Origin of the sequence: Paraburkholderia phymatum STM815, assembly GCF_000020045.1 — a bacterium.
GTDB lineage: Bacteria > Pseudomonadota > Gammaproteobacteria > Burkholderiales > Burkholderiaceae > Paraburkholderia > Paraburkholderia phymatum.
This window is the reverse complement of sequence record NC_010625.1, coordinates 1,444,889-1,460,267: the sequence shown is the minus strand read 5'-3', so window position 1 is coordinate 1,460,267 and position 15,379 is coordinate 1,444,889. Positions and strand designations below refer to the sequence as shown.

The 15,379-nt window shown below is 57.1% G+C and carries 14 protein-coding genes and 1 pseudogene; 4 read left to right on the top strand and 11 right to left on the bottom strand.

Annotated elements, in window-relative coordinates; all coding sequences use genetic code 11:
- Positions 1–422: 422 nt before the first annotated feature.
- From BPHY_RS34005 to BPHY_RS33995, 3 genes are all read right to left on the bottom strand, one after another.
- On the bottom strand, positions 423–1,304 hold the full coding sequence (locus BPHY_RS34005) for an NAD(P)-dependent oxidoreductase (RefSeq protein WP_012406009.1): 882 nt from the start codon (positions 1,302–1,304) through the stop codon (positions 423–425).
- The gene (locus BPHY_RS34000; RefSeq protein ID WP_012406008.1) at positions 1,301–2,218 is read right to left on the bottom strand and encodes an NAD(P)-dependent oxidoreductase; all 918 of its coding nucleotides are present in this window, start codon (positions 2,216–2,218) and stop codon (positions 1,301–1,303) included. Before BPHY_RS34000 ends, BPHY_RS34005 begins: the two co-directional genes overlap by 4 nt.
- Positions 2,219–2,530: 312 nt before the next feature.
- Positions 2,531–3,244, bottom strand: coding sequence for an MFS transporter (locus tag BPHY_RS33995; protein WP_244257735.1), 714 nt, complete (start codon positions 3,242–3,244; stop codon positions 2,531–2,533).
- Between BPHY_RS33995 and BPHY_RS41515 the strand changes: the two are divergent.
- A pseudogene (locus BPHY_RS41515) lies at positions 3,186–3,426 on the top strand (LysR family transcriptional regulator); the annotation flags it as partial. The gene BPHY_RS33995 and the pseudogene BPHY_RS41515 sit on opposite strands and share 59 nt — an antisense overlap.
- Before the next feature lie 181 nt (positions 3,427–3,607).
- Here the strand turns inward: BPHY_RS41515 and BPHY_RS33990 are convergent.
- Both BPHY_RS33990 and BPHY_RS33985 read right to left on the bottom strand, forming a co-directional pair.
- The gene (locus BPHY_RS33990; RefSeq protein ID WP_012406007.1) at positions 3,608–5,089 is read right to left on the bottom strand and encodes an aldehyde dehydrogenase; all 1,482 of its coding nucleotides are present in this window, start codon (positions 5,087–5,089) and stop codon (positions 3,608–3,610) included.
- Positions 5,090–5,403: 314 nt separating this feature from the next.
- On the bottom strand, positions 5,404–6,588 hold the full coding sequence (locus BPHY_RS33985) for an MFS transporter (protein ID WP_012406006.1): 1,185 nt from the start codon (positions 6,586–6,588) through the stop codon (positions 5,404–5,406).
- A 968-nt stretch (positions 6,589–7,556) separates the two neighbouring features.
- Between BPHY_RS33985 and BPHY_RS33980 the strand changes: the two genes are divergently transcribed.
- Entirely contained in the window at positions 7,557–7,898 is a 342-nt protein-coding gene (locus tag BPHY_RS33980; protein WP_244257734.1) for a cyclophilin-like fold protein, read from the top strand.
- A gap of 173 nt (positions 7,899–8,071) precedes the next feature.
- Here BPHY_RS33980 and BPHY_RS43935 read toward each other — a convergent pair whose 3' ends face one another.
- On the bottom strand, positions 8,072–8,569 hold the full coding sequence (locus BPHY_RS43935; RefSeq protein WP_157686890.1) for an MmgE/PrpD family protein: 498 nt from the start codon (positions 8,567–8,569) through the stop codon (positions 8,072–8,074).
- Positions 8,470–9,363, bottom strand: coding sequence for a LysR family transcriptional regulator (locus tag BPHY_RS33970; RefSeq protein ID WP_012406003.1), 894 nt, complete (start codon positions 9,361–9,363; stop codon positions 8,470–8,472). Before BPHY_RS33970 ends, BPHY_RS43935 begins: the two co-directional genes overlap by 100 nt.
- A gap of 312 nt (positions 9,364–9,675) precedes the next feature.
- On the opposite strand from BPHY_RS33970, the gene BPHY_RS40370 reads away from it, so the two are divergent.
- Positions 9,676–9,951 (top strand): DUF4148 domain-containing protein, encoded by a 276-nt coding sequence (locus BPHY_RS40370; protein WP_012406002.1) that lies wholly within the window; start codon positions 9,676–9,678, stop codon positions 9,949–9,951.
- Positions 9,952–10,223: 272 nt separating this feature from the next.
- Positions 10,224–10,994 (top strand): YkgJ family cysteine cluster protein, encoded by a 771-nt coding sequence (locus tag BPHY_RS33965; RefSeq protein ID WP_012406001.1) that lies wholly within the window; start codon positions 10,224–10,226, stop codon positions 10,992–10,994.
- Between the two features lie 210 nt (positions 10,995–11,204).
- Here the strand turns inward: BPHY_RS33965 and BPHY_RS33960 are convergent, their stop codons facing one another.
- The 4 genes from BPHY_RS33960 to BPHY_RS33945 all read right to left on the bottom strand — a co-directional run bounded on the left by BPHY_RS33960 (position 11,205) and on the right by BPHY_RS33945 (position 15,198).
- Complete coding sequence (locus BPHY_RS33960) at positions 11,205–12,257, bottom strand: NAD(P)-dependent alcohol dehydrogenase (protein ID WP_012406000.1); 1,053 nt, start codon at positions 12,255–12,257, stop codon at positions 11,205–11,207.
- 553 nt (positions 12,258–12,810) lie between these two features.
- Complete coding sequence (locus BPHY_RS33955) at positions 12,811–13,587, bottom strand: glucose 1-dehydrogenase (protein WP_012405999.1); 777 nt, start codon at positions 13,585–13,587, stop codon at positions 12,811–12,813.
- A 210-nt stretch (positions 13,588–13,797) separates the two neighbouring features.
- Positions 13,798–14,628, bottom strand: coding sequence for an SMP-30/gluconolactonase/LRE family protein (locus BPHY_RS33950; protein WP_012405998.1), 831 nt, complete (start codon positions 14,626–14,628; stop codon positions 13,798–13,800).
- A gap of 279 nt (positions 14,629–14,907) precedes the next feature.
- A complete protein-coding gene (locus BPHY_RS33945; RefSeq protein WP_012405997.1) occupies positions 14,908–15,198 on the bottom strand; it encodes a putative quinol monooxygenase in 291 nt (96 codons plus the stop codon).
- Positions 15,199–15,379 lie beyond the last annotated feature (181 nt).

The window sequence follows — 15,379 nt, the reverse complement described above, 5'->3', positions numbered from 1 at the left end:
CTTCGCTCCTTCGGGACTTCAACACCCGGAAAAGTTCGTTGACTGCTTTACTCACTCGTCGCCTTCAATAGACGGTGAGCTTCCATCGCGACCGCGTCCCCCTTATCAGGACGCTGTGCGTATCGTCGTGCTTGCTCAGCACTTATTCTTTGCGCTTGCTGAGTTCCATTCTTGCGAAGCTCGCTTCTCCACGGGAAGACATCCGCGTTTGTAAAACGCTTGTTTTGAAATCGTTGCGTGAATCAAGCGACCGAAACTTAGTTTTTTGGTATCGCTTTACTTGCTAGGAGGGCCGCCAATGCGATTGTTGTGGTCCGCCGGAGCAGCTTCGACCGGCGAAACTTCAACGCTGCTGCGCGACTACGCCCACACCGAGCGGGCTCGGCGCAGTCGCGCCGCCACCTTTTTTCATGCACCTTCGATCAACCCGCCTTCGAGGCCGGAAGACCGGAATCGATCTCCCAAATCTCCGCTAGACGATCTACGGTGGCCGACTCCCCGAGGCGATTCGAGGCGGCGTCGAGCGTAGAGCGGGCCATGGTTGCAATCAGCATCGGTGCTCCGAGTCGCATGGCGACTGACGAGGCCTTCCGCAGGTCGTCGGCCCAAGCGCCCAGCGTTACGTTGGCTGTACGCTTGTTTGCCGTCATTGCCGGAAGAACCCGTGCGGAGGCACTGTTGTAACCTGAGCTCTTGTTCAAAACGGTGGCCATGTCGCCAATAGTCAGCCCATTCCGCGCGCCCATGGCCGCACATTCGTAAGTGATGAGGCGATTACAGGCGGCAATCGCGGCTACGACAAGGCGCATCGCGTGACCGCTACCGGCGTCTCCACAGTGAATGATGGTCGGGCAGACGTTTTCCAAGATTTCACGCGTAGAAGCGAGGACGGAGGAGGGCCCTCCAAAGAAAATCGCTGACGTTTCCGGAGCGGTCGCCGTATTCTCAGTGTGCAGGGGGGCGTCGACAAGAGTGATTCCAAGTTCGCGCAGGTTCTCAGCACGCGATCTTGCATCGTCAGGATCGCTCTGGCCCATGTCGATAACAATTCGCTCCCGTTCGGTGCTTCCCTTGAGCCATTCTGTGCTTCTAAGCAGGACGTCTCGCGCTTCGTCGGAGTCTGTGCAGAGCACGAGAATGTCGGCACCCTCCGCCAGATGGGTCGCGTTCTCTACTTCTGCGGCTCCATCGCAACACAACGAGCCATTTCCTAAGTCGAGAATACGTACGGAATATTTGTTCGCCAGTTGGCGCGATACATATGCGGCGATTTCGCCGCTGCCAGCTAATCCGATGGTCGTCATGCAACCTCCTTCGATGCCGAGGCCGATGGCGCGCCGACGAACTTCGTATCCGCCATCGACTCGATGACGCCAATCATCTGCTCCAGTTGTGCGTCCTTACCGAGAGAATTCAGACCAATCTGCAAGATTGAACGTGCGACAGCGCCAATTGGCATCGGAACCTTCTGCTCCGCCGCGAGCGTGATGGCTTGATGGATGTCTTTAACCTGAAGCGCAAGCCAGAACTTCGTCGACTGACGGCCTTCTGCGATGGCAGGAAGCATTCCTTGAGACGTGTAATTCCGTGCTGTCGTTGCGTTGATTGCCTCAGTCATGAGTTCGAGCGGAAGTCCGAATTTTCGACCCATAGCGACAACCTCGAGGGTTGCCAGACGGCAGCTAACGTTCATCATGTTGTTGACCGTCTTCATGGTCTGACCGTTTCCAACGCGCTCGCCGCAATGAAAGACATTTGGGCTGATCGATTGCAATACCGGAAGAGTCTTTTCGAAAGCGTCTTTCGGCCCCGACGCAATGATTGAGATTGTTCCAGCGATAGCCGTAGCCATCGCACCGGAAACAGGAGCGTCAAACAATGCGACGCCGATATCGGCTAGCTGACGCGCAAAATCTCTGGTTTCTGCCGGGACGCCGCTGGTCTGGTCGATGACGATCTTTCCGTCTGAGAGGCCCTCTACAGCGCCGTCAGGGCCAAAAAGCACCGAATGGACGTCGGAACTCCTAGGCAAGCAAAGTAAGACCACATCGCTGTTACGTGCAAGCTCCGCGGGCGTAGCCGCTGCGGTTGCACCGAGTTCGACGAAGGCTTCTACAGCCTTCCTGTTCAAATCGAATACGCTCAGCGGATACTTGCCAATCAGATGACGGGCGAGCGCGCCACCCATGGCGCCCAACCCGATATACCCGATGCGCATTTATCTCCTCCTGACTTCTACTGCCGATGCTGTCCTCGGCGGACTGCCGCACCAAGAAGCGACATTACCGTATCGTGCGCTTTGTCGCGATCTGCGTCGAGTCGCATTTTCTCGAGGTGCCGGTAAGTCGACCTTACCGCTGGACGAACGCGCTCGAATGCGTGTGTGTGGTTGCTTCTCACGTAGTCGGGATCAACACCGCGGTTAAGCGGATTCACATACCAAGTGCAGGAGAATGGCGCCCCAGAGAGGAGGCCATTTGGAGGCGAAGGCGAGCTCGGGAAGGCCGCCGCCGTAGCACGTAGACGGAGACTATCCGCCTGTGCGCTGACCCCGAAGCAGTTGTAGAGCCACCCCCGTGGTGCAGAGGACGACCACGGCGGCGACCAGGAAGACGGTTGCGACGCTGACGTGCCCTCCGACCCAACCGAGAGCTGGGCTGCCGACAACCATCGCCACATCGAGAAAGGCAGTATAAATTCCCATCGCGAGACCCCGATTCTTGGGCGTTGTCCCCCTGACAGCCTCAACGCCGAGCCCCGGGTAAACAAGCGAATAGCCCACGCCCGCGAGTGCTGCTCCTGCAGAGGCGAGCCACGCGCTGTCGGCGAGCCACATCAGCAAGAGACCCGCTGCCTGGACGATCACAAACGTCAGAGCGACCTTGGCACCTCCAAGCCGGTCCGGAAGGTGGCCCGCGAGTGTGCGCGCGACGATCAGTGCGGCGCCAAAGGCGCTGAATGCCATCCATACTGGACGCCATTGCATTTCAGCGTAGAAGAGAGATCCAAACGCGAGAATTGAACAGTAGCCGATGCTGGCGAGCGCCGCGCCCAACCCTGGTAGCCAAACGGCGGCCATTACGGCTTTGATAGAGGAATGCTCTCCGTGAGCATGAGGAACTGGAGCGGGAAGTCGAAAGAGCATCGCCAAGACACACAGAGGAATCAGCGTTGTCATCAGCGCGATCGCAGCGCTCAAGGACCCGGTGTCATTCATGACCGTCGCGCGCGAGTGCAGCTTCACGCGGGCAGCTGCGCAGCTTCGAATCTCTCAGTCTGCCTTGAGCCGCACGGTACCCGCCTAGTAAGACTGATTCGGCCCACCGTTATTGAAGCGCACGACTCCAGCTTGAATCTCTCGGCGCAGTGACGGACCGGCCCGCGGGAACCTTGCGGATTACAACAACCGACTACGCGGCAAACACCTAAGTTCGGCTCCGGCTAGTCGAACGTGGTACATGCACTGAAGTGCGGCTATCGACGCAGGTTGTTGAATCTCCCAATAAAAAAACGCCCGCACGGATGCGGGCGAACCCAGGAGAAAAATCATGCGATACGTCGCTATGCCGGCCGTGGACATCCGCCAACTAGGTCAAACGACGATTTCCTACCGTTGCGCGAACGGGTTTGCAGGAGGCTTATCCGACGTTGACAGAAACACGCTCTTGGTTTCAAGGAATTCGTGGACTGCTTCGATTCCATTCTCACGACCGAGACCCGACATCTTCATGCCGCCAAAAGGCATCATGAAGCTGTACGCGCGGTAAGTGTTGACCCAGACCGTTCCGGCCTTCAGCGCCTTAGTCATCCGCATTGCGCGGCCAATGTTTCCTGTCCAGACACCAGCAACTAATCCATAGATCACGCTGTTACCCAGTTCGACAGCGTGCTTTTCGTCGTCGAACCCGATGATGGAAAGCACGGGTCCGAAGACCTCTTCCTGCGCGATCCGCATGTCATTCGTCACATCCGTGAAGATAGTGGGCTCAACGAACTGCCCCCCTGTTAATCCAGCTCCGACAGCCGGCTTACCTCCGAGGATGCAACGAGCACCGTCGCCGCGTGCGATCTCAATGTAATCCATGACCTTGGCGAACTGGGGAGGGGTCGCAATAGGCCCGACGTTCGTGGCGGGCTGCATCGGATCGCCCAGCCGCACTTCTCGAGCGAGAGCAACCAGCCGTTCCGTGAACTTCTCCTTGATTGAATTCTGTACAAGAAGACGTGACCCGGCGATGCACATCTGGCCTGCGGCCCCGAAAATCCCGGATACAACTCCGATCGCCGCAGATTCGAGGTCCGCATCTTCGAAGACGATGTTCGGAGACTTGCCTCCGAGCTCCATCGCAACCCGTTTCATACCTCGTGCCGCGGTCTCGTAAATTCGCGCGCCCGTGACATCAGAGCCAGTAAACGTGATCATAGCCACGTCGTCATGTTCGACCAATGGTGCGCCGACCTCATTGCCGTAGCCTGTCACGACGTTGAGGACGCCGTGGGGCAGCCCCGCTTCCTTGGTAAGCGCCGCGAATTCAAGCGAGCTCACGGACGCGAATTCCGACGGTTTAATGACGACTGCGCATCCGGCAGCCAGCGCGGGCGCACATTTCAGCGACAAGAACTGAAGCGGCGAATTCCACGCTGTCAGTGCCGCTACAACACCCACGGGTTCGTGCGTCGTGAACGCAAAGACATCCGCCTTCTCGACCGGCATTACTGAGCCTTCGATCTTGTCCGCCAGTCCACCGTAGTAGTACCAGTATTCAGGGATCGTCTTGAGTTGGCCCTGCATTTCCGTGAGGACTTTGCCATTATCACGGGTCTCTATCTCGGCCAGGCGCGCTGCATTGCGGACAATGAGGTCACCGATGTTGCGCATCACCTTGCCGCGTTCAGTGGCGGTCATTTTGCTCCACGGCCCCTCGTGCATTGCACGCCTGGCCGCTTCGACTGCTCGTGCCGCATCCTTAGTTGTACCACGCGGAATCTGCGCCCACACCTCGCCGGTGTATGGGTTGACCGTGTCGATCCATTGACCATTGAAGGGATCTTGAGGCTTTCCGTCAATCCACAACTGATACTTCGTCATCCGTTTGTCTCCGTGAGCGAAAGATCGCAGCGAACCTCGCGCGCCGCGTGCCACCTCGCCACATGGGCAGCTCGATCGTTGTCCTGTCGGGCCGTTTCTTTTGGCGGCGCTGCACGAGTTTGCCGGCGCGCGTCGTCTTGCGCGTTCTGCGAGAATTCTCCGATACCACGATTCTCTACACGAGCGACGCAAGCGTCGAGTCGGTTTTGCTTCTCGAAGGGAAAGCTCTACTTACCGGCAAGCGTCTCGCTGTCGATAGATGCCGCGGGACATGTCGGAAACAGTTCGCTGGCGACTGCGAACCTACGACAAGCTCATTGGCGGAGTGCCAGACGGTCCCCGTTACCAATAATGATCGCGGCAAGTGCAAGAAGAGCCGCGCCTCCGGCGAACGTCGCCGCGATAGAGTAGTCGTCAAGCAATGTGCCGCCCAGTTCTGCGCCGACCATTATCGCAAGCTGAATCGACGCGACCATCAGACCTCCGCCGCTCTCCGGGGCATCCTTTACGCCTTTCGAGAGCCAGGTCGACCACGCCACCGGGATCGCGGCGTTAATTGCGCCCCAGACCATGACCAGGATGGCGATTACCATGAAATGTTCGCCGGCAGGCAGCATGACGAGAGTCACGGATGCCAATGCGAGCGGTAGCCCCGTCAGAAGGCGAGCGAGACGCCTATTTACGATCGCGCTCGCCGCATAGGTGCCGACGAAACCTGCCAAGCCCATGCCGAGCAAGAGTAATGACAGCTGTGAAACGCTGACGTGAGTGTACGCCTCGAAAAAGGGCCGGAAGTAGGTGAAGATTGCAAAAGCCCCTCCGAACGTCAGCATTACGGCCAGCATCGCGAAGGTCACGTGAACTCGCCGTAGCAGCGACAACACATTTCCGCTCCGTTGCGGGCCCTGCGTTTTCATCGAGGGCAGTGTTATGAGTAGAAGGCCGACATTCACGGCAACGATCGGCACCAACGCCCAAAAGACGCCTCGCCATCCAATCACACTTCCTAGGTAGCTACCAGCTGGTGCCGCGAAGGAGGTTGCTACAGCGTTGCCGGTGTATAAAACGCCAAGCGCCTTGGGCAGCGATTTTTCCGGGACCAGTCGCATTATTGTCGCAGTCGCAAGCGCCCAGAATCCGCCGACGGCAATTCCAAGCAGCGCGCGGGCTGCCATCAGCGTCTCGAAGTTGTGAGCCGTTGCGATCACGACGAGCGAAGCCAGCAGCAACGTCGCAAGTCCCACAAGCACGTGGCGGCGGTCCAAACGACGGGTAACTGCGGGGACCACAAGGCTCGTGACGACGGCGAACAGCCCGGAAATGGAGATCGCCTGACCAGCCATGCCAACGGAGGCTCGCATATCGGATGCGATAGGGGTGAGAAGGCTCACGGGCATGAATTCGGAAGCAATAAGCATGGCCGCGCACATCGCCATCGAGCCTACTGCGCTCCATAGTTGGCGGGACGAGACGACAGACTGACCTGTCAGGGTGGACATAAGGGGTTCCTATTAATTTGCCTCGCGGTGTCTCGCGGCAACCGCCTAGTCCACATCGGCAATAGGCATGCTCGACGGCCGATAGATGGCAGTCGACTGCACGGAGCGAGGAGCGATCAGCCGGCGCTGGCGCGCGCAGGCGAGTGTTGAACTTGCGGGAGACTTACCTGTAGCAGTTTTTAGATAATTTCAGCGACAACCATGCGGATCGGGAAGACCACATCCAGAAGACCAAGCTGGACTCTTAAGAACGTAGTTTAGCGATGAATTACGGTCAGATTAACCCGAGCCAGTTGATTGAACTCATGAACCGGCGTTATCAATCAGGATAAACACTGGGCGGCGACGGCCTCTGTATGACATTGGCGCCGAACACACGCGCGCTGAACATCTATGGTTCCCGCGTCGCGCAAGCCTCCGAGCGCTTCGCGAGATGGCACAGCCGATCCGGTTTCGAGTCTATTCATGACTTGCGCTAATAGCCCTAATCAGCCTGGAGCACTTAGTCCGTGGCCTGCAACGTGGTTAGATTACGGAATGGCCGCTCGCAGCTTGACATATCGCGTTAGCGTGGGGCTATGTTCGGCGCTCCTTCGCGAGCAGTGGTGACGAGGCATCGGTGCGTCTCTCTCGTTTGATGCCCCTTATGGACGCACTCTTACGCTCGAAAAAGTTGCGGCACACCTCAGCGCTTAGGCTCAGAGAGCATTGGGACACACGGCTGGCGATTACGGCGTGTGCCCTGTCGGGGTCATTGCTCGTGAGGACGTGCGCTAGCGCAACCTTGATACTTTGCCGGAGATGCAATGTCCGCCCGCAGACTTCTTGAAGGCCTTTTGCTAACGGTGATGCTTGCGCTACTTCTTGTCCGAGTCGCTGCATCGGCGGAGGGAGAAAACAACGTTGCGAGTAGCGCGTCTGGACATGCAGCGAGCCACGCCAATCCCCCCAGCGCAACGAGAATCATCATGAGAGTTTCCGGAAAAGAGCTCCGTGGAACACTCGGAGACAATCCAACTGCGCATGAATTCGCATCGCTGCTGCCAATTCACGTCGTGATGAGCGACTTGTTCGGCCGAGAGAAGGCTGGCTCACTACCGCGGGCGATTTCAGTGGGCGGCCCCCGTAGCAGCAGCTATGAGGTCGGAGATATTGGCTATTGGTCGCCGGGCCACGACTTAGCGATCTACTATCGACAGGACGGAGATAGGATTCCATCGCCTGGCATCATCAAAGTGGGGCGCCTTGACTCAGGGATTGAGGCGTTTGTTGTGACGGGGTCGCTGGACGTCATCATAGAACGGGAGTGAAACCAGATCCCGCTTGAGCGGTTTCGTCGAGAGATCCTCCTTCCGGTGGAACCGTGAATCGGTGCCGTGGTGAAACGCGATTGCGTGTTCGATGCGCCGAGAGCCCTGAAAAGGTGACAATGCTCCGCCGTTTGACCGTGGCATTGGAAGTCGGGCACATGTGGTCTCCCGATCTAGTCCTGCTCGCGTCGGCACAGCTCCACGATGTCGCCCACTCGACCCACGTCCTCGAGGGCCGCAATCATGGAGATAATTTTGCCGACGTTGCCAACCAGATGGCTCGCAGCCGTGTTTGCCTCAAATTTGTCATAGATATCATGCGCGCTGATAGGCAACTCGGGGCTGCCCCAATGATAAGGTTCAGTTCGCTCGATGAAAGTGCCGTCGCGGAGTGCGATTACAAGCTTGCCTCCGTAGCCGTCTCTCGTGTCAAACGCGGGATCGGCGATATAACGGATTTTCCTTGCAAGCTGCGCGATCAACGGATTGGCTAACGAGGCAGCTGCATATGAGCCACCGTCGAGCGTTCCAATGCGCGACGTAGCTGATTCGACGGCCGCTACCTCATAGCCTAGGTTCGATGCTTTAATGCATCGATTACGAGCGAGAACGCGCGGGACGTCTGTCGTCGGCTTGGATAGTACGCGTGATATCCCGGCCAGATCGGACACCAGTCTTTCAGAACGCTTTGCAGTTGCCCCTTATTGATGTAATTGACCACGGCGTCTTCCGGGACGAAGGCCAATCCGAAGCCATCCAAAGCAGCCTGGACCATTTGGGGCTGCGTGTTGAAAGTAACTTGCCCGCCTACTCGCGCTTGCGTTTCTCTTTTCCCCTTCTTCAGTTCCCAGGCGTAGAGAGCCTTAGTGGTTGTCATGCGCAAAGTAATGCACTCATGGTTAAGAAGGTCTTCAGGTGACTTGGGGTGATTTCTATTTGCGAAATAGGAGGGAGAGCCGACAATGGCCATCGGGATGTCGGGGCTTATGCGGACCGCAATCATGTCCTTTGCCACTTGATCTCCGAAACGCACGCCGATGTCATAACGTTCTTCCACGATGTTTGATAGTCCGTAGTCGACAGTCACCTCAACCTTGATGTCGGGATAGGAGATCAAAAGTTTACGTAGCTTCGGCCATATTACCGTTTCGATGGGATGGTCCGTAGCGGTGATGCGAATCACCCCCGCTGGCTTGTCCCGGAAATCCGACAAGGCGGCAAGACTCGCGTCGATCTCCTCGATACGCGGGGCCACGGCCTGAAAGAGCTCTTCCCCCGCTTCAGTCGTCGAAACACTACGAGTGGTGCGCGTCAGTAGGCGTAGACCGAGCCGTGCTTCAAGGTCTCGTATGGTATGACTCAATGCGGACTGCGACACCCCCAGCTTAGCAGCAGCACGTGTGAAGCTCTTCTCGCGCGCAATGGCGAGGAATACAAGGATGTCATTTAGGTTTTCTCGAGCCATCTCGCGTTATCCATTTCTGTTGGACGTCAATCTCAGACTGCCGCGCGGGCAGAGCGTTCGCCTGCAGCGATAGACATAGCCTGCGATTCATGAATGATGCTAATAAGTTCAATTGCCTACAGTTACTTAATATAACCCGGGAAAACCCTTACAGTACCAGACAACAGAGGTGAGCCCGGAACCGTGTGCAGGGCCACCGGAATACCTAGACGCGGGTCAAGAGAAACCGGATTTGGTGGGAGACATTTACGTTAGCGCTCGTCCGGTACCACTGAAACCATCGAGCACGCCCGTTACCTCCGGAGCTACAACATGAATCGCAAACTTCAACTTCTTGTCGTCGCATTTGGTGCCGCCGCGCCGCTGCTCGCATCGGCACAGTCGAATTCCCAAGGTTTTACACGTCAACAAGTCCGCCAGGAAGCGGCTGAGTACGCGGCTGCAGGCTTCAACCCTGCGCGTATGAATCCGCGAACATGGGTAAACGATGCGCAAGCGGCTTCAGCTAAGGTTATGACTGCAAGGGCCGAGGGCTCCTCGAGCCAGGTCGCGGAAAATAAGGCTGAGAACACTGGTCACTGCAACTGAGCACATGTGCGGGGCTATGTAGACGCAGAGTCTTCGACAAGACGTGTTCATCTGTTGCATTCGCAAAAACGAAGCTATGGGCGTCATTCGCATAGCTTCGGCGCGCGCCTGACACTGACTTTTTCGACGATTCTGCGTGTCGCGGCGCGGCGTCCATCAGTGATTTTCAAGAAGGTTGCCGCACCTCCTTGGCATCTCGGGATGCTTGTGTGCTCGTTCTTCGTGAGGTTCCGCTCGGGAGGGAATTACTTACTGCCAAAGCGTCATTTGCTATGAATGTTGATTTCGAGTGCACGAAGTGTGGGAAATGTTGTCACGATCTGCGGGTGCCGCTGACCGTGGCGGAAGCGCTTGCCTGGTTAGCGCGCGGCGACGAAGTCCAGGTACTCTGCGATGCATTGCCTTGGCTTGAGGAGCCTCCGCAGCACAATCTGCAGGCTCTGCAGAGACGTCGCCGCTCATTTGCCGCCATGAGTGGATCATTGCCTGTCATGGTTATGGTCATCCTTGCGGGCGCGTATGAGGGCCCGTGCCCGAACCTCTTGCCCGACATGCGTTGCGGAATCTATGAGCAGCGGCCCTTGGTGTGCCGAATCTATCCGGCGGAAACTAACCCGTTCATCGAACTGAATCCTTCGCAGAAGGCCTGTCCGCCCAACGCGTGGGCACCTGGTTTGCCGGGGCTGCTCCGTTCCGGAAAGCTGGTTGGTGCGGAAATCCTGTCATTGCTTCAGCAGAAGCACGATATCGATGTATGTGACCTCCTCGTCAAGCAGAAACTGTGTCGATTGCTGGGTATCGATTGCGCGGCCGTATGGAATGAAGGCTTCGTTGTGTATTCCCCGGATCGCGTCGATTTGCTCGAAGCGCTGAGGCAGGCGATTGGCCAGTCCTCGACACTGGGCATTCCGACGTGGTATTTCGCCTCCAACCGACGAACAACTCGCGAGGCGCTCCTGACGGTCGGAGCGCTTTGTTCGCAGGGGCTTACGAGCAGTACAGCGCGCTACGAATACTTGGGATTTTTCGCCGCGACTGACTAGAGCATCGTTCCGACACTGCACGCTCATCGGTACTTGCTCGGGGGATGAACCTCGCGCGAGACAGGTCGGTGCAAGCCGGCGTTGAATTATCGCGAGGCAGATTCGGTCGTACGTCTGAATGTGGAAGCGCCCCGGGACTCAATCACACGGCAGCGCTTTCTTGCCTTCATCTGTGCGCCTATCCGGATCGGCAACCGCTCAGACGGAAGCTCAAGCCGGCACTTCGAGCGAAGCCATATCAATCACGAAGCGGTATCGCACGTCGGCCCTCTCCATCCGTTCCCACGCCTCGTTAATCTGATCCATACGAATCATCTCACAGTCGGGCAGGATGTTCTTGCGTCCGCAGAAATCGAGTAACTCCTGAGTTTCAGGGATGCCCCCAATCGGCGAGCCAGCAATACGTCGGCGCCCGACGATCAGCGGAACCGTGGTCGGTTCGGCGAGTGGGCCGACCTGGCCAACCAGAACGATAGTGCCGTCGACGTCGAGCAGCGGCAGGTAAGGGTTCAGGTCGTGGCGAACCGGAATGGTGTCGATAATAAGGTCGAAACCGGATGCAGCTTTTTCCATCGCTGCACTGTCAGTAGACAGCAGAAGCGCGTCAGCGCCGAGTTCTTTGGCATCGACCGCCTTTTCAGGCGTGCGACTCACGACCGTTACACTCGCGCCGAGAGCCGACGCGAGCTTGACTGCCATATGTCCGAGCCCGCCTAAGCCGATAACGCCGACGCGGCTGCCAGGACCGATGTTCCACGTGCGCAATGGGGAGTAGGTTGTAATGCCCGCACATAGCAATGGAGCGACGCGCGAAAGCGCGAGACCGTCAGGAACACGTAGGACGAAGTCTTCGCGAACAACGATATGCTTTGAATAACCTCCTTTCGTGGGTTCATTGGTGATGCGGTCGAACCCGCAGTACGTTTGTGTGTTCCCTTCTCGACACAACTGTTCCAGGCCCTTGCGACACTGGTCGCATACCATGCAACTGTCGACCATACAGCCGACGGCGACATGGTCGCCGACCTTGTAGTGCTTTACCTGCGGCGCTACGTCTATTACGCGTCCCACGATCTCATGGCCGGGCACCAACGGATAATTTGACCATCCCCAGTCGTTACGGGCCTGGTGAAGATCGGAGTGACAGACGCCGCAGTAGAGGATTTCAATTGCAACATCGTTGAATCGCAATTCGCGACGATCGAAGTCGTACGGTGCAAGACGTGATTTCGGCGACTGAACGGCATACCCTCGGGTTTTCACGGTTAAACCTCGTTAGGATGACAGGAAGAAGGACGTTGTGCAGACGAGTGCCAACATGTTTCTGACACGAACCCGATTGATATTCGGCGAACGCACCCTTGATAGTAGAAAAACCTGCCGTTGCGGCTATACGGTGGCGGCTTCGGTCCGGCGGTCATCGCGTTGGTCGACGCGTGCAGCTACCGCATCGAGGGCATCAACGTCTGCTCGCCACATTTTATGAAAGTGGAAAGCGGGGATTAAGCCCGGGATTTGAGATGGTCTTATGAGCTGCCTTCACGAATCCGTCAGGTTTTATAAACGCAAAACTTTCCTGCCATCGATGCACATCCACGTCGCGAAGAGACAAATCGCGATAGTGCGAGTGGCCCGCTTTTATTTCGAGGCACTGTGACAGCAGTCAGGTAAGCTGTGGGAGAAGCGCGGACGCTAATTTCCCTTGATCGAAGGAACGCCGGAACAGGGAAAACAGGTGGCCGCGCACGTAAGAGAGACGTCGTACATGCGTGGGTGTCGATGTTTCGCCTTCGAGCACGTGCGCGGCCGTTGACTATTAGAGGCCGGCTGTCTGCCCACCGTCGACCACGACGGCATGACCGATCGCAAATCCAGCTACGTCGGAACACAGCCAAAGAACAGTATTGGCGATCTCCTCAGGCCGGCCCAGACGGCCGATAGGTTCCTGAGCAATCATCCGCTTGCGATTTTCCTCCGTACCTTGCGTGAAGCGGCCAATCATAGGCGTGTCGATGATGCCCGGACAGACAGCGTTGATGCGCACGCCTTCCTTCGCATACTCAAGAGCGGCAGACTTCGTCAAGCCGAGCACACCATGTTTTGCTGCGCAGTAGGCACCCTGACCACGAATACCAACAACACCAGCGCCGGACGACGTGTTCACGATCGAACCACCGCCATTCTTGAGCATGAGCGGAATCTGATACTTCATGCAGTAAAAGACGCCGCCGAGATTGACCCGCAGATTGCGCTCGAACAGTTCGTCGCTGATGTCGGCTGTATAGGCGAGAGCTTGCTCAATACCCGCATTGTTGAACGCAAAATCAAGCCGACCAAACGTATCCATCGTAGCGGCGAGAGCGGCCTGCACGTCTTTCGGATTTGAGACGTCGCATTTCACGGGAAGTGCGCGTACGCCTTGCTCCTCGATCATGCGCGCCGTCGCCTTGGCGCCTTCCTCCGACAGATCCACGACGACGACGTCGGCGCCTTCCTGAGCAAAGGCCAGCGCTGTTGCTTGCCCAATGCCGTTTGCTGCACCCGTAACGAAAGCCACCTTTCCTTCATAGTTCCACTTGCGATGAGTCGTCATTGATTCCTATCTCCGTAAAGTTACTCCCTCGGAATGCGAGGGATTTTTAAGGTGCTTGCCGAATCTGCCGCCATTATGCAAATTCTCTCGGTCCGACGAGAAAGTTGCGAGTGTTCAACGGATCTATGCAAAGGATCCCGTTATACGAAATGTCGATCGGAGCGTTGAGCAGGTCACTTGCGTTCGAGGTTCTGCACAGAGTCCTGGACTCTATGCATTCAATTCGGCTTTATAGATGGCACTACGGCGCTCTCTTGCGTGCAACTGCTCGTCTGTTCCGAGGTACACGCAGCAATACAGCGTGGTTCCGTTCGTTCCACCGATGGTGCACGAGACAGCATTGCCGTCGAACACGACGCGGTCGCTGATTTCACCGCCCTCAAGCACGCGAACAAACTCACCCGTGTTGTAGCAGCCAGCCCAGATGGCCCCGTGCTGGTCTGCACAAATTCCATCGGGCTGTCTGTCGCCTAAGTCCGCGAAGAGATGCCGATTCGACAAGTCACCGTTCTCGGCCCGGTCATAAGCGGTAAGCTTCCCGCACCATGTCTCGGCCACCACCAGGGTCTGACCGCGGTCCTTGATTACCGCTCCATTCGGAAATTCGAGTCCGCGGGCGGCCACTCGAATGGAGCCGTCGGGCTCAATGACATGCATTTCCGTCACTTCGACAGGCGCGCCGCCGAAGAGGTCATATCCGAAATTTCCGACGTAGACGCGACCGATGTCATCCACAACAAGATCGTTCAGATCTCCGGTTGCAACATTAGAAAGATCGGCATAAACGGACAGGGCACCATCAGACACCTTCATCAGTTTCTTCTCCGCACAGGAGACAACAAGCGGTGTCTTGTCCGGCAGAAAACCGATCCCGGCGGGGCGACCTGGTACGTCGCAGACGACAGCACGAGCACCGTCTTCGGTGACGTTATATAGCTTGAGGTCGAAAACGTCTGAGACCCAAAGGCGATTGTCATGCCACCGTGGCGCCTCGAGAAAAACGAAGCCGTCGGCCACGAGCGTCGCCTGATGCTCTTTCATGAATAGTCTCTTGTGATGAATGTAACGCGGTGATATGTCTCCTTCCAGATTAGATTATTGCGTGGTCGGCCGTTAGGTCTAGTCGGTTTTTATTGCCTCAGGGTAAGCTTGGCTGACTACCAGTACACAGTGGACGACGAGTAGTAGTTAAGTGCATCCTACGAAGGCTCATACGGGCAGTCCGCCGTCGGTTGACGGCGGAATACGAGGGAAGGGTCACAACGAGAGCTGAGGCGCGTTCACGGCGGGTCGTGCTCGCGGCCGTGTCCCTCACTGTGGCTATTTGCCTCTCTTCAGCACGTGAATCCGGTTGCTCTCGACCCAGCCCGCAGTCTCCTGGAGATAGGCTTCGACGTGCGGAGAATTGCAGTGCGCAGTGAAAGTCGACTGGTCTTCCCAACGCTCGATGAAAACAAAACAACGTGGCTCGTTCACATCCCGATACATCTCGTACTGAAGCATCCCTTTTTCTTTGTGAGTGGGCGCCAGTAGCCCTTCAAGTGCCTCCGCCAGCTGTTCCTCATACCCAGGCTTTGCAACGGAGATGGCGATCGCGGATACCTCGGACATATTGTTCCCCTATCAACAGAATGGAACCGCGAGGATATACGCGAGGTTTTGATAAGAAAAGCGGTCTCGTGGTCCTTCGCAACATGCGATGGGACATCCGATGCCGATTGACGGTCCGATTCATTAAGGAGTTTCCCTTAAGCCAAAGGCGGCTCAAATTCGACCCGACGCACCGCTGACG

Excerpts from the sequence above, each read along its gene's own strand:
- BPHY_RS33965 (WP_012406001.1), top strand. The coding sequence starts at position 10,224 with ATGAATGTTGATTTCGAGTGCACGAAGTGTGGGAAATGTTGTCACGAT.
- BPHY_RS33955 (WP_012405999.1), bottom strand. The coding sequence starts at position 13,587 with ATGACGACTCATCGCAAGTGGAACTATGAAGGAAAGGTGGCTTTCGTT.
- BPHY_RS33980 (WP_244257734.1), top strand. The coding sequence starts at position 7,557 with ATGAGAGTTTCCGGAAAAGAGCTCCGTGGAACACTCGGAGACAATCCA.
- BPHY_RS33970 (WP_012406003.1), bottom strand. The coding sequence starts at position 9,363 with ATGGCTCGAGAAAACCTAAATGACATCCTTGTATTCCTCGCCATTGCG.
- BPHY_RS33945 (WP_012405997.1), bottom strand. The coding sequence starts at position 15,198 with ATGTCCGAGGTATCCGCGATCGCCATCTCCGTTGCAAAGCCTGGGTAT.
- BPHY_RS33985 (WP_012406006.1), bottom strand. The coding sequence starts at position 6,588 with ATGTCCACCCTGACAGGTCAGTCTGTCGTCTCGTCCCGCCAACTATGG.
- BPHY_RS33990 (WP_012406007.1), bottom strand. The coding sequence starts at position 5,089 with ATGACGAAGTATCAGTTGTGGATTGACGGAAAGCCTCAAGATCCCTTC.
- BPHY_RS33950 (WP_012405998.1), bottom strand. The coding sequence starts at position 14,628 with ATGAAAGAGCATCAGGCGACGCTCGTGGCCGACGGCTTCGTTTTTCTC.
- BPHY_RS34000 (WP_012406008.1), bottom strand. The coding sequence starts at position 2,218 with ATGCGCATCGGGTATATCGGGTTGGGCGCCATGGGTGGCGCGCTCGCC.
- BPHY_RS34005 (WP_012406009.1), bottom strand. The coding sequence starts at position 1,304 with ATGACGACCATCGGATTAGCTGGCAGCGGCGAAATCGCCGCATATGTA.
- BPHY_RS40370 (WP_012406002.1), top strand. The coding sequence starts at position 9,676 with ATGAATCGCAAACTTCAACTTCTTGTCGTCGCATTTGGTGCCGCCGCG.